The following is a 13,208-nucleotide window of genomic DNA, read 5'->3' on the forward strand; positions in this document are numbered from 1 at the left end:
TGACGCCGATGCGAGCACACCGTTGCGCGTCTATCTTCGACATCGGAATGCACCGCGCAACGAAAAACGGCGCAATCGCTGCAATCGATTGCGCCGTTGGTGACGGTGACACGCTCATGCTGCAAACCCGCAACATCTACGCCATTGCAGCGCAGATGCCTGCATCGGCACCCGCTAGCCGATCGTATTGACCTGGTTGTCGCCACGCTGGGCATCGGGCAACACATGGTCCGGATCCAGCGTCACGTGCAGCACCTTCTGCGTGGTCGGCAGCGTCAGCTTGGGTGCGGTGTTCTGCAGCCAGGTTTCCACCGGCACGCGGCGGTCCAGATGGCTGCCGTCGGCCAGGTCCACCCGCACGGTGACCGGCATCACCAGTTTCTGGCGGCTGCGCAACGTGAGTTGCAGGCCCTTGGCAGGATCGTGATCGACGTAATGGGCCTCGCTGATGCCCATGTCCAGCTGCCAGTTGTTGAGATACCAGCCGCGCCACCACCAGGCCAGATTCTCGCCGCTCTCGCTTTCCATCAGCCGGAAGAAATCCGACGGCGTCGGGTGCTTGTAGGCCCAGGTCGCGATGTACTTGCGGAAGGCCGGGTCGAAGCGCTCCGGCCCCAGGATCTGCTCGCGCAACAACACCAGCCCCAACGCGCCCTTGAAATAGGTCAGCGAATGCCGGTAGGTCTCGCTGGTGGAATCGGCGTTGTCCATCAATGTCGGCGCACCGGCATCGGCCAGCAGCGGCAGGATTTCGTCGACCGGGTTGCCGCCCTTGGGCGCATATTCCGAATCGCGCTTGGGCGCGTACTCGCCCTTGTTGAAGGCATCGGATGCATAGACGTCGATGAAGGTGTTGAAGCCTTCGTCCATGAACGCGTGGCGGCGCTCGTTGGAGCCGACAATCATCGGGAACCAGGTGTGTCCGATCTCGTGCGCGGTGATCCAGAACAACTCCTTGCCGCTGTCTTCGAAACCGTCGAAGACGATGCCCGGATATTCCATGCCCGCACCATACCCGCCCAGGTTGATGGCGGCCGGCCACGGATACGGGTACCACTGCGAGAAATGTTCGATCGCGCCCTTGACGTATTCGGTGGAGCGGTTCCACTTGTCCGCGCCCACGCCCTCCAGCGGGTATACCGACATCGCCAGCGACTGCTTGCCGCCCGGCAGCTTGATGCGCGCGGCATCCCACACGAACGCAGGCGAGGCGGCAAACGCAACATCGCGGGTGTTGTCCATATGGAAGCGCCAGGTGCGCGTGGCGTTTCCCGCAGGTTTGGCAGCGCGCGCGCTCACTTCCTCGGGCATGCGGATCAGCACCGTACGATCGCTGCTGCGTGCCTGCTGCAGGCGTTGCTGCTCGCTGCGGCTGAGCACCTCGGCCGGATTGGTCAGCGCGCCCGAACCGGCAACCAGGAAGCCCTCCGGCACGGTCACCGCGTAGTCGAAGTCGCCGTACTCCAGATAGAACTCCGAGCCCAGATACGGCTGCGTGTCCCAGCCGCGCAGATCGTCGAAGACGGCCATGCGCGGATACCACTGTGCAATCTCGTAGATCTCGCCCTGCTTGCTGGCACTGACCGCAGTGCGCCCGCCCCAGGTGCCCGGAATCGTGTAGCGGTAGCGGACATGCACGGTCAGCGCCTTGCCCTGCCCGGCCAATGGCTGCGGCAGGTCCACCCGCATGCGGGTGTCGTCGACGACGAAATGCGCAGGCTGGCGACGCCCTCCATCGTCGATCTCGACACTGGCGATCTGCATGCCGTCGGTGAACTGGGTGCGGCGCGACGGCCGGCTGGCGGCAGCGCGCGCATCGGCGCGGTAGATGTTCTGGTCCAGCTGCAGCCACAGCACGTCCAGCGTGTCCGGGCTGCGGTTGGTGTAGTGGATCGCCGCCTCGCCGGTGAGCGTGTGGGTCGCCGGGTCGATGCTGGCATTGAGGGTGTAATCGGCACGGTTCTGCCAGAACAGCGGGCCGGGGACGCCGCTGCCGCTGCGGTAGGCATTGGGTGCATCGGGCAGTTGCAGCGGCGCGAACAAGGCCAGCGGATCGAAGGCGCTTGCCGGCGAGGCGGCGCTGGTGGCGGGCGCGGCATGCGCGGACGAGGTGATGCATGCCAGCGACAGCGCAGCGGCGAGCGATCGGCGCAAGGTGGGGAACATGCGTGAAGTCCTGCGGCGGTGGGGGGATCCCCATCCTACGGTCGCCTTCGCCCGTCACGGCACTGCCATTGGTCCCGGTTGCGGCATCGAACTTCTCGACGGTGACAGGCTGCCCGGAGCGCAGCAGCCGCGGCCCGCGCGCGAGCTGCAGATGCCGATCACGCCATCCCTGCCCCGGCGGCGGCACAGCCCGCGCTTGCCACCTCAGTCGGCAGCAAGCCGCGACAAGCGCAACGCGCCATCCCCACCCTCGGCCAGCGCATCGCCCGGATTGCTCAACCGGCAGCGGCGCAGCGACAGACAGCCGCAGCCGATGCAGTCGGTGAGCTGGTCGCGCAAGGCCTGCAGCTCGGCGATGCGCGCATCCAGTTGCCCGCGCCAACGTGCCGACATGCGTGCCCATTCCGCACGCGTGGGCGTGCGCTGGTCCGGCAGCACCGAGAACGCATCCAGCACCTGCTGCAATGGCACGCCGAGCCGTTGCGCCACGCGAATCACGGCGATGCGCCGCAGCACGTCGCGCGCATAGCGGCGTTGATTTCCGGCAGTGCGCAGGCTGCGGATCAGCCCCTTGCGCTCGTAGAAATGCAAAGCCGACACCGCCACGCCACTGCGCTTGGCCACCTCGCCCACGGACAACTCACGCTGCATTGCCTTGACCTCAACCTTGGTTGAGGCAGGATGCTGCGCGGCCATGACCGGTGCAAGCCCCGTGGTCATGGCTCCACACACTTCAGTTTCTGGATGCTCGATGCCCGCCGATACCGCCCTGCCCGCCACGCCACTCAATGCGGCCCAACCCACTTCCATCCTGGCCGCGCCGTATCGCGCCGCAACGCTGGGCATGGTGGCACTGGTATCGCTCAATGCCTTCGAATCGCTGGCGGTGGCCGCCGCCATGCCGACCGTCGCGCGCGAATTGAATGGCTTGCCGCTGTATGCGCTGGCGTTCGGCGGCACCCTGGCGACCAGCGTGGTCGGCATGACCGCCGCCGGGCGCTGGAGCGACCGGCGTGGCCCCGGCGGGGCGCTGACCTACGGCCTGCTGTGCTTCGTGGTCGGTCTGCTGGTGGCAGGGCTGGCGCCGAGCATGCCGGTGCTGATTGCCGGCCGCCTGCTGCAAGGCCTGGGGGCCGGCGCGTATTCGGTGGCGCTGTACGTGATCGTCGGGCGCCTGTATCCGGAAGCCTTGCGGCCCCGCGTGTTTGCCGCGTTTTCGGCCGGCTGGGTGGTGCCTTCGTTGATCGGGCCGGGCATCAGTGGATTGATCGTGCAGCACGTCGGCTGGCGCTGGGTGTTCCTGTCGGTGCCGCTGCTGGCGATACCGGCCGGGCTGATGCTGTGGCCGGCGATCCGCGGGCGCACCTGGTCCAGCGACACAGCCGGCGCGTCGAATTCGGCGTTGTGCTGGGCGGTGGGTGCGGCCTTGGGTGTGCTCGGCGTGTATCTGGGCGGGCAGCTGCACGGCACCAGCGCGTTGCTGGCGATGCTGCCGGCATTGGCGCTGACCGGGTACTGCGCCTGGCAGCTGTTGCCGGCCGGCACGCTGCGGCTCGCGCGCGGGCTGCCCAGCGTGATCGCGCTGCGCGGGATCGCGGCGGCGGCCTTCTTCGGCTTCGAGGCGTTCCTGCCGTTGCTGCTGTCGCGCGAGCGCGGCCTGTCGCCGCTGCTGGCCGGCGTGGCGCTGAGCGTCGGCGCGCTGGGCTGGTTCAGTGGCTCCTGGTACCAGGGCCATAGCCGCGCCGGCTGGTCGCGCCCACGCCTGCTCAAGACCGGTGCGTGCTTCATGTCGCTGGGCATCGTGATCAGCGCGGGGGCGGTGTGGCCGGTCATCCCGGTGCCGGTGGCGATTGCCGGCTGGGCGCTGACCGGCCTGGGCATGGGCCTGCTGTATCCGAGCCTGTCGGTGTTGACGTTGTCGCTGTCGCCGCCGGCGCAGCAAGGCGCCAACAGTTCGGCGCTGCAGTTGAGCGAGGCGATTGCGGTGGCCGGCATGCTGGCGCTGGCCGGCGCCTTGTTCGCCGCGCTGCTGGCCTCGGCGACTGCGGCCGCCTACCTGAGCGTGTTCGCCCTGGCATGGCTGCTGGCGGTGGCGGGCCTGTTGGTGGCGCGGCGGGTGTGATGGGTGTGCGGTGCGCGCAAATGAGAGAACACTGATCGCGAGCACCGGTGCGTCGCGCTCAGTCGTTGTGGATCGCCCGCATCGCATGCAGCGCGCGTACGGTCTGCACGGCTTGCATGATCCGCTTGCTCGGCACGTCGCGTTGGCATGACGCAACCCAGGCCGGCACATCTCATCGCCCACAGCGCAACCGACTTTGCCGATCCTGTCGAGATCGCTGCGATCCGGACCGGAAAAATGCATCTACGAGCCGCTGGTCATTTTTTCGCCACCCATCTTGACAGCGTTGCAGGCCGGGGCCTGCACCCACTTGTCCACAGCCTTGTGCAAGTTCCATCCACAGGGGGTGTGGAAAACCTGCGCTGCGCGGCAGGCAGCGCAGGGCTTGCGCGCCACTGCAGCGTGTGTCAGGCGATACGGGACGACAGCTGCCTCATGCAGCGCGGCAGTTGTGTGCAACCCGGCCATGCGGAAGCAGCGCCTTACTCACCACCACATGCAAGGGCGATCGCACCACACGGCAGCGCCGCGTCGCAGCGGCGCTGCCTCACCCACTGCTGCATCAGTCCACGATCACGTGCGGCACGAAGCGCGAGGTGTCGCGGGTGATCGGGCCATCGTCGTCGCGCATACCCAGCCCGGCCGGACGATCGGCCACCACCCAGCTGCCGACCAGGGCGTGCCGGCCAGCGAACACCGGCAATGGATGATGCGCCTGCAGGATCGCCGGCCCGTCCACATACGGGCCGTCGGTCTGCGCAGCGTCGCCCTGTGCGCTGACCAGGGAAATATTGGCGCCCTCGCGCGACAGCAGCGGCTTGCGTACCCAGCCTGCCATGGGCGCCTCGCCGGTTTGCGCAAAGCGCGCCGGCAGCAGGTTGGGATGGCCCTGATGCCGCTCCCACAGCAGCGGCAGGATGCCCTTGTTACTCAGCACCGATTTCCACGCCGGCTCGATCAGGCGCACGCGGTTGGCACACAACGCCGGGCCGAAGCGCTCTTCCATCATGAATTCCAGCGGATACAGCTTGAACAGCGTGTGGATCACCCGGTCCTGCTCATCGGTGAACCAGCCATCGGCGCTGAGGCCGATGTCTTCGATGGCCACTTCCTCGGTGCTGATGCCCACCTGATGCGCGCAGTCGCGCAGGTAGCGCACCGTGGCACGGTCTTCCAGCGAATCGCGCACCGCGGAGAAATGCATCTGCGCACCGATCGCGCCATCCACCGCCAACGCGCCCAGGGTTTCGCACAGCAGGTCCTGGATCAGGTTGTACTGATCGGTGCCCTTGGGCAGCGCACCGGCGGCGATCTGCTGTTCCAGCCACAGCCACTGGAAATACGCCGATTCGTACAGCGAGGTCGGCGTGTCGTAGTTGAGCTCATACAGCTTGGCCGGGCCGTTGCCGGCATAGGCCAGGTCCATGCGGCCGTACAGATGCGGGTCGCGGTTCTTCCACGAGTTGGCGATCCAGTCCCAGTAGAACGGCGGGATCGCCAGCTGCGTCATCAGCTGTTCCGAGCCCACCACCTCGTCCACCAACTGCATCGCCATGTCGTGCAGTTCCTGCGTGGGCGCCTCGATGTCGTCTTCGATCTGCTGCAGCGTAAACGCGTAATACGCGCTTTCGTCCCAATAGCGCTCGCCGTCGATGGTGTGGAAATGGAAGCCGAGCGACTCGGCCTGCTCGCGCCAGTCCGGGCGCTCGGCAATTGCGATCCGTTGCATGTCAGCCGCCGTATCCGGAGCTGCGCCCGCCGCTACCGAACGAACTACGCGCCGCCGCACTGGAGCCGAAACCCGAACGCGAGACGGTGATCGCACGCGACGGCATGTCGACCGAACCACTGCGCCCGCGCACGGTACCGATGCGGTTGCTGGCCAGATCGCCGTTGGGTTTGTAGTAACCGCCGCTGCGGTAATCGCGATACAGCGGCATCGCGCCGCCATAGCGATAGCCGCCGCCACCGCTCATGTTGCCCAGCGCATAGCCGAGCAGGAACCCGCCCATCGGCGGAATCCAGCTGTGCTGGCCCTGGCTCTGGCCCGGAACCTCGGTGCAGCTGCCGAACTGCGCATCGCACTCGTAGCGCGACGTGAAGCGCGGTGCGGCCTGCTGATGCTTGGCCACCGCCTCGTCATAGGCCTTGAGGCATTGCTGGATGTCGGTCTGTTCCTGCTTGATCTGGTAGCAGTCGGAGGCCGACTGCAGCACCACACCTGTCTCTGGTTCAGAACCACAACCGGTGACGAGGGCGGCCGGCAAGGCGGCCATCAAGGTGAGCTTGAGATTGCGTGATCGCTTCATGCCTGCGCTCCGTTACGGCGTGATCGCCGCGGCATTGATCAGCCCGACCGCGATCGACACGCCGGCCGAAAAGATGCCGGCGGCGGTGACGTTGTCGGTGATCTGCCGCGAGATGCGCCCGGCCACCAAATTGGCCAGCAGATACGCCACGATCTGGATGCCGCAGGCGACCGCGCCCCAGATCAGCGCATCGACCAGGCTCACCGAATGGGTGATGGCCGAATGCAGCGGCAATGCCACACCGATCAGGTTGCCGGCCAAGGCGGTGGCCGCAGCCACGTTGCCCTGCCGCAGCAGGGTGAAATCCTTATGCGGGGTGACCAGGGTCACCAGCACCACCGCCACGATCAACACGCCCAGGCCGGTGCCGAAGTAGGAAAGAAACGCGAGAAAACTCTGCAGGTTGATCGGGTTCATGACAGGACCAGGGTAAGTGGAGGACGAGCGCGCACGCTCAGGTGATATCCAGATCGGCGACGGTGACATCGATGCCGACCGCATAGGTGACGCAGAACTCGTTGGGGCCGGAATCCTCGCCGGTGACCAGCAGGAATTCCTCGCGCTGCAGCTCCGGTACATCGCGGCTGTAGAGCATGGCGTAGTGGGTCAGATCGCCATCGCGGCGCGGCGGCTGATAGCGGTACAGCACCTCGTCGTAGGCGATCGGCGGGATGCGCGCGGCACCATCGGTGGACTGCGTGGCGCGTTGCCAGCGCTTGCCGGCGTACTCGATCTGCGCCGCACCCAGATGCGGATGCTGCATCACGAACTCCTGAAACGCCTGCTTGCTGGGCGGATTGACCGTCTCGCAATACACGAAGGCCTTCATCGCCTCCAGATCGCCGCCAACCGTGGTGACCTGCAAAAACGCATCATCGTCCAGATAGAACCGATGCAGGGCATAGCCATCACCCAGATTGACGTGGCCGTAGCACGGAATGCCTTGATGCCCGCCCGGCAACTCGGCGGTCATGGCCTCCGGTGCCATGCGGTACAACGTGGTATCGATCTCCAGCTGCCCACCCACGCGCAAGCCCAGCGGCAGCGCGTGACCGATGGCGCCAGTGCCGGAGGTGGGCAACGGCGGCGGCTGTGGTTGACCGAACAACTTGCTGAAAAAACTCATCGTCATGCACCTTGTGGCGATGGGGAATGGGACACGGCCGCAGCGCGCAGGGCCTGCCAGGCGATGGCAGACACGGGCACGCGCTGTTCGGCCAGGTAATACAGCATGGCACCGGCCGGGACAGCGGTGTGTGCGGGCGGGTTCAAGCGCAGTGCGCCATCGGGCGCGCGCAGGCCCAGCAGCAAGGCGCCGCGCTGGCCGAAATCGGCGGCCAGCATGCGGTAATCCAGCGGGTCGACATCGGCAGGAACCGCCAGGCTGAACTGGGTCGGGCCATCGTCCACCGACAGCAGTTCGGCCGTGATCGCCGCGCTGCCCGGATCCTGCGCCGCGCGGGCCAGGATCTCGGCGGTCATCGGCCGCGTGCATTCGATCGCCGGATAGTGGCAATTGACCAGCCGCGCGGCGCTGCCCGAGTCGAAGTGCGCCACGACGTGCGCACGCGGCGCATGCGCCATCAGCGCGAACACCGCCGCCAGGGTCTGGTCGTCCGAGGGCGGGTTGACGATCACCCGCGCCGCACCGGCGATGCCGGCACGCAGGTAGACCTCGGTATGCGTGTAGGACTCGGCGGCGATGAAGCGCATATGGTCGGGCATCGGGTTCTCGGCCACGCCCTCGGCGATCAGCACCACGCCTTCGTCGTCGGTAGCGGTATCGGACAGCAACAGTTCCAGCAAGCGTGTGGACGCGGCGCCCTGCCAGCCGATCAGGATGGTGTGCCCGCGCAGATCGGCGTAAGCCATCTTGCCCATGTGGTGGCGCCTCCAGAAGGTGATGAGCACGCCGCTGGTCTTGGCCAGCACCGTGGCGAACAGCGCCACCGCGCCCGGCATCAGCACGAACGCGGCGATATAGCGCCCGGCCACCGAACCCGGCGACAGGTCGCCGTAGCCGATGGTGGTGGCGGTGGTCATGTAGTAGTACGGAAACGCGTCCAGGCCAACGAGCTTTTGCTCGCCGGCCAGCAGCAGCAACACCCAGCTCAGCCCCATGTGCGCCAGCAATGCCAGCGCCACCATGCCCCAGCTGACGCGGCGCACGTGGCGCCGCAATACCCGCAACAGCTTTCCGACGATGATCATGGCGCGTCCTGTGCCGTGCGGCGGATCAGCTGTCGCTGCGCGGAACCTGCTGCACGTCGCGCACCTGGCCGATCAGCGGCGCGCTGCCGCCGGCGGTATCGTGGCCGAGCTGGGCCGGCTTCTTGAAGCGTGCCAGCACTGCGGCGGCGTTGGACTCGCCTTCCATCAGGCCAGCCGCAGCCAGACGCCGATTCAGATCGCCGTCGCCACTGGCTGCCTCCAGCTCTTCGGCCGATTCGATGCGTGCGGAGGTCTCGGCCTGACGCGCCTTGATTCGCTCCAGCGATTCCAGTGCCGAGCCCATCTTGCTGCTGGCACCGGAATGGCGCGCGGCAATCGCCGCCTGTGCCTTCTGCACCGCATCGGTGGCCTTGACGGTGTCGATCTGCTGGCGCATGCCGCGCAGCTGGTTCTCGGTCTTCTGGATGGTGGCCTTGAGCGTCACCACCGACTGGTCCAGCGAGCTCTTGGAGGCTTTGTCGCCGGCGTCCTCGCTTTCCAGCGCCGCTAGCTTTACCGCCACGTCGTGCGCCAGTGCCTCGTCGTTCTTGGCCAGCGCACCTTCGATATAACGCGTGTATTCGGCCATCTTGCCGGCGCGCGCGTCGATCTTCTGCTGGGCGAGCTTGCTCTGCGCCATCAGCTTGGTCAGCTCTTCGCGCGAGCGCGTGAGCTGGGCGCCGGCATCGCGCATTTCCTGGTCCAGGATGCGCAGCGCGTTGGCGTCGACCGCCTTCTGGCCGGTTTCGTGTGCAGTGCCACGCAGCAGCGTGATCAGCTTTGAAAAGATACTCATGACAACACGCCTTTAGGAAAAGAACGGCTTGAGAGATTCGGCGGCATCCAGCGTATTGGCCGCCAGGGTCTGGATTTCCTCGTCGATCTGGTCGAGCGTGGACGACGCCGACAGTTCGCCGAAGACCACATAGCTATCCTTGCCGTCGACCTGCACCAGTCCCAGGTTGGACAAGGGATTGAGTGGGTTGAGCCGCAGGCAGGCGTCGTTGAACGCCGCGCGGTCGCTGACCTGGTCGGCATTGGCCAGCAGCGTGGAAACGAACACCTGCGAGCCGGAGGCGGCGACCTGGATCTGCATGTCGCCGTGGTCGGCCAGGGTGAGGTTGATGGCCGGCTCCAGCCCGTCGATCAGTTCGACCTCGATCGGCTGGTCGCGGTAGCGCTCGGCCAGCAGGCCGTGCAATTCGACAGTGGTGTACTGCGTCATACGATGTCCTGTCCTTTGGTCATGCAGCGGTGGTGATGCAGATGCCGCTGCGGTGATGCAGCAGCAGCCGTGCAATGGGCGGACATACTACAGACTGTCCGCGACCGGCAGAAAGGGCCGGAAGTCAGCCGGTCAGGCCAGCTGCAGGCGGTAGTAGACCGCCCGTTCAGTTGGCTCGAAGCCGCATGCCGCATGCGCCGCCTGGGCACCGCTGTCGTCCAGCCGCGCATCGGAGGCCAGCTCCGCGCAGCCCTGATTCCGTGTCCACTCCACTGCCGCGGCCACCAGCGCGCGACCCAGCCCGCGGCCGCGCCAGGCCGGACTCACATACCAGCCTTCCAGAAAGCCCACCGGCGTGCTTTCGGTGCCATTGACGTAGTCGTGGCGCACCGACACCTCGGCAAAGCCCAGCGCCGCATCCGCGTCGTCCACCACCAGCAGGTGGCTGGCGTGTGCCTGCGCCAGCGCGGCCTGCAGCTCGGCGAGGCTATCGTCGGCATCGGGCCACAAGGCCAGGCGCAGGGCCAGCAAGGCCTGCGCATCGGCGCCCACCGCCGCGCGCACCCGCCAGCCGGCCTGCGTGCTCACGGATACAGCATCCGCTTGCTCCAGTGGCTGGCCGCATCGGCCTCGTAACGCCAGCGCTCGTGCAGGCGGAACTTGGCGCCGTACCAGAACTCGAACGCCTGCGGCACCACCCGGAACCCGCCCCAGCCCTCCGGGCGCGGCACCTCGCGGCCTTCGAAGGTGGCTTCGACCTTGGCGATGGCCGCGTCGAACTCCTCACGCGAGCCCAGCGTCTGCGACTGCAGCGAGGCCCAGGCGCCGATCTGGCTCATGCGCGGGCGCGACGCGAAGTAGGCATCCGATTCCTCCGCGCCGACCAGTTGCACGCCGCCTTCGATGCGCACCTGGATGCCGGCCTCGCGCAGGCTGCGCCACAGGAACAGCAGGGCGGCCTGCGGATGGGTCTGCAGGTCGCGGCCCTTCGCGCTGTCCAGGTGGGTGTAGAACACGAACCCGCGCGCATCGAAGGCCTTGAGCAGCACGGTGCGCGCGCTCGGCCGGCCGTCCACGTTGGCGGTGGCCACGGTCATTGCGCTGGCTTCGAGTTCGGCGCCGGCCTGCGCTTCGGCGTACAGCGCGGTAAAGGTGGCAAGGGCTTCTGCGTACAGATCGGTCATGACGGTGCGAGGGCAGCAAGATTGACGCCTATTGTGGGCGCATCGGGCCTGCTTCGCCTACGCGCGGCGGTCGACAGGCCCGCGCCCGCTGCCAGGACCCTGAAAGCAGGTCGCGCGCATGCTCTTCGGCGTCTTCGCGTCACTGCCGCCAGGCTGCCAAGTACTCGCCGCGTTGCACGTGGCACTTCATCTTCAGCGGTCGCCGCGGCCGTTGTCCGCACAGCTTGGGTGTCGATGCTGCTGCGCGCAGCCGGCGGTCGCCGCGCCGGAATGGTTTCAGTCCATGCCGATCGGCCCGGTGCGCGGGCCCGAATGCTACGATCCCTGCGCATGAACCCCGCTTCCAATCTCGTGATGGTCGGCCCGATGGGCGCCGGAAAAAGCTGCATCGGCCGCCGCCTGGCCGAGCGCTTCGGGCTGGAGTTCGTCGATGTGGACCAGGCCATCGTCGAGCAGGTCGGCAGCAGCATCCCGGCCATTTTCGAACAGCACGGCGAAGCGCGGTTCCGGCAGCACGAGGTCCAGACCCTGCAGACGCTGCTGGAGCAGGACAACAAGCTGATTTCCACCGGCGGTGGCGCGGTGCTGGATCCGCTCAACCGCCAGCGCATCCGCGAGCGCGGCTTTGTGGTGTACCTGCACGTCAGCGTGCCGGCCCAGCTGACCCGGCTGGCGCGCGACCGCAACCGGCCGCTGTTGCAACGCGCCGACCGCGAGCAGGTGCTGCATGCGATGGCCGCGCAGCGCACCCCGCTGTACCAGGAGGTCGCCGACCTCAGCCTGGAAACCGATCACTTTTCCCCCGCCGAGGCCACCGCGCAGCTGGTGCTGCGCCTGGCCGCGCAATGGCGCATGTCGAGTACCCCCGCATGACACTTCCCCGTTCCTCGCGCAGCGTCGATGTCGACGGTGCGCAGCCGTACACCATCACCATTGCGCCCGGCCTGCTGGCCGATGGTGCGCGCCTGGCCAGCCATGTGCGCGGCCGCCACGTATTGCTGCTCAGCGACTCGCAGGTGGCCCCGCAGTACGCCGCCGGCGTGCGCAAGGCGCTGCTGCAGGCGCGCCCGGACCTGCAACTGGGCGAGCTGGTGATCGCCGCCGGCGAAGCCTCCAAGACGCTGGACAATTTCGGCGCCGCAATCGCGGCATTGGCCGAACTGGGCGCCACCCGCGACGCCTGCGTGTTTGCGCTCGGCGGCGGCGTGGTCGGCGATCTGGCCGGGTTCGCGGCGGCCTGCTGGATGCGCGGGGTGGATTGCGTGCAACTGCCCACCAGCCTGCTGGCGATGGTGGATTCCTCGGTTGGCGGCAAGACCGCGGTGGACATCCCGCAGGGCAAGAACCTGGTCGGCGCGTTCCATCCGCCACGCGCGGTGATCGCCGATACCGACACCTTGCATACCCTGCCCGCGCGCGAGCTGCGCGCCGGGCTGGCCGAGGTGATCAAGTATGGCGCCATCCGCGACCCGCTGTTCTTCCAATGGCTGCATGCCGAACGCCGGGCGTTGCTGGAGGGTGATGCCGACGCGCTGGCGCAGGCGATCGCGCGCAGCTGCGAGCACAAGGCCGACATCGTGGCGCGCGACCCGCTGGAAAAGGGCGAGCGTGCCCTGCTCAACCTGGGCCATACCTTCGGCCATGCGATCGAGACCGAGCAGGGCTATGGCGCGCCCGGCAACGACAACCTCAACCATGGCGAAGCGGTCGCGGTGGGCATGGTGCTGGCCGCACGGCTGTCGGCCGCGCTGGGCATGAGCGATGCGCAGGACACCGACGCGCTGCGCGCGCTGCTGCATGACTTCGACCTGCCCACCGACATTCCGCCCGGCCTGTCCCCGCAGGCCCTGCTGGGGCGCATGCGGCTGGACAAGAAGAACATCGTCGGCCGCCTGCGGCTGGTGTTGTGGCGCGGCGTCGGCAAGGCCGAGGTGGTACCCGACGTCGACGAGGCGGCAGTGCTGGAGATCCTGGCGGGCTGAGCAACGCCA

General features: G+C 67.3%; 14 protein-coding genes. 3 read left to right on the forward strand and 11 right to left on the reverse strand.

The genetic code is table 11. The annotated features are described in order from the left end of the window. Window positions 1-174: 174 nt before the first annotated feature. The gene (locus ABQY64_RS14770) at window positions 175-2,166 is read right to left on the reverse strand and encodes a M1 family aminopeptidase (protein ID WP_349779842.1); all 1,992 of its coding nucleotides are present in this window, start codon (window positions 2,164-2,166) and stop codon (window positions 175-177) included. 204 nt (window positions 2,167-2,370) lie between these two features. Continuing rightward, a complete protein-coding gene (soxR, locus tag ABQY64_RS14775; protein ID WP_024938717.1) occupies window positions 2,371-2,817 on the reverse strand; it encodes a redox-sensitive transcriptional activator SoxR in 447 nt (148 codons plus the stop codon). 100 nt (window positions 2,818-2,917) lie between these two features. Here soxR and ABQY64_RS14780 point away from each other — a divergent pair, with 100 nt between their 5' ends. After that, entirely contained in the window at window positions 2,918-4,288 is a 1,371-nt protein-coding gene (locus ABQY64_RS14780) for an MFS transporter (protein WP_349779843.1), read from the forward strand. Between the two features lie 562 nt (window positions 4,289-4,850). Here the strand turns inward: ABQY64_RS14780 and ABQY64_RS14785 are convergent. The 9 genes from ABQY64_RS14785 to pdxH form a co-directional block, all read right to left on the reverse strand. After that, on the reverse strand, window positions 4,851-6,017 hold the full coding sequence (locus ABQY64_RS14785) for a glutathionylspermidine synthase family protein (RefSeq protein ID WP_349779844.1): 1,167 nt from the start codon (window positions 6,015-6,017) through the stop codon (window positions 4,851-4,853). 1 nt (window position 6,018) lies between these two features. Further along, window positions 6,019-6,597, reverse strand: coding sequence for a DUF1190 domain-containing protein (locus ABQY64_RS14790; RefSeq protein WP_104600227.1), 579 nt, complete (start codon window positions 6,595-6,597; stop codon window positions 6,019-6,021). 12 nt (window positions 6,598-6,609) lie between these two features. Further along, window positions 6,610-7,014: a DUF350 domain-containing protein gene (locus ABQY64_RS14795; protein ID WP_047126964.1), complete on the reverse strand. Its 405-nt coding sequence runs from the start codon at window positions 7,012-7,014 to the stop codon at window positions 6,610-6,612. A 37-nt stretch (window positions 7,015-7,051) separates the two neighbouring features. Further along, the gene (locus ABQY64_RS14800; RefSeq protein ID WP_039519725.1) at window positions 7,052-7,729 is read right to left on the reverse strand and encodes a YjfK family protein; all 678 of its coding nucleotides are present in this window, start codon (window positions 7,727-7,729) and stop codon (window positions 7,052-7,054) included. Next, window positions 7,726-8,808: an ion channel gene (locus ABQY64_RS14805; RefSeq protein ID WP_349779845.1), complete on the reverse strand. Its 1,083-nt coding sequence runs from the start codon at window positions 8,806-8,808 to the stop codon at window positions 7,726-7,728. The genes ABQY64_RS14800 and ABQY64_RS14805 overlap by 4 nt, the downstream gene beginning before the upstream one ends. Before the next feature lie 25 nt (window positions 8,809-8,833). Then, window positions 8,834-9,604, reverse strand: coding sequence for a PspA/IM30 family protein (locus tag ABQY64_RS14810; protein WP_024938711.1), 771 nt, complete (start codon window positions 9,602-9,604; stop codon window positions 8,834-8,836). Window positions 9,605-9,616: 12 nt separating this feature from the next. Further along, window positions 9,617-10,033: a YjfI family protein gene (locus ABQY64_RS14815; RefSeq protein WP_005995044.1), complete on the reverse strand. Its 417-nt coding sequence runs from the start codon at window positions 10,031-10,033 to the stop codon at window positions 9,617-9,619. 132 nt (window positions 10,034-10,165) lie between these two features. After that, window positions 10,166-10,621, reverse strand: a complete 456-nt coding sequence (gene aac(6'), locus ABQY64_RS14820; protein WP_127159732.1) for an aminoglycoside 6'-N-acetyltransferase — start codon at window positions 10,619-10,621, stop codon at window positions 10,166-10,168. Beyond that, window positions 10,618-11,217 carry a pyridoxamine 5'-phosphate oxidase gene (pdxH, locus tag ABQY64_RS14825; protein ID WP_016904371.1) on the reverse strand — a complete coding sequence of 200 codons (600 nt, stop codon included), beginning with the start codon at window positions 11,215-11,217 and terminating at the stop codon, window positions 10,618-10,620. The genes aac(6') and pdxH overlap by 4 nt, the downstream gene beginning before the upstream one ends. Window positions 11,218-11,547: 330 nt before the next feature. Here pdxH and ABQY64_RS14830 point away from each other — a divergent pair, with 330 nt between their 5' ends. Beyond that, on the forward strand, window positions 11,548-12,090 hold the full coding sequence (locus tag ABQY64_RS14830; RefSeq protein WP_039519716.1) for a shikimate kinase: 543 nt from the start codon (window positions 11,548-11,550) through the stop codon (window positions 12,088-12,090). Next, a complete protein-coding gene (gene aroB / locus ABQY64_RS14835; protein WP_349779846.1) occupies window positions 12,087-13,199 on the forward strand; it encodes a 3-dehydroquinate synthase in 1,113 nt (370 codons plus the stop codon). The genes ABQY64_RS14830 and aroB overlap by 4 nt, the downstream gene beginning before the upstream one ends. Window positions 13,200-13,208 lie beyond the last annotated feature (9 nt).

It is taken from the genome of Xanthomonas sp. WHRI 7065, from assembly GCF_040203115.2.
Classification (GTDB): domain Bacteria; phylum Pseudomonadota; class Gammaproteobacteria; order Xanthomonadales; family Xanthomonadaceae; genus Xanthomonas; species Xanthomonas arboricola.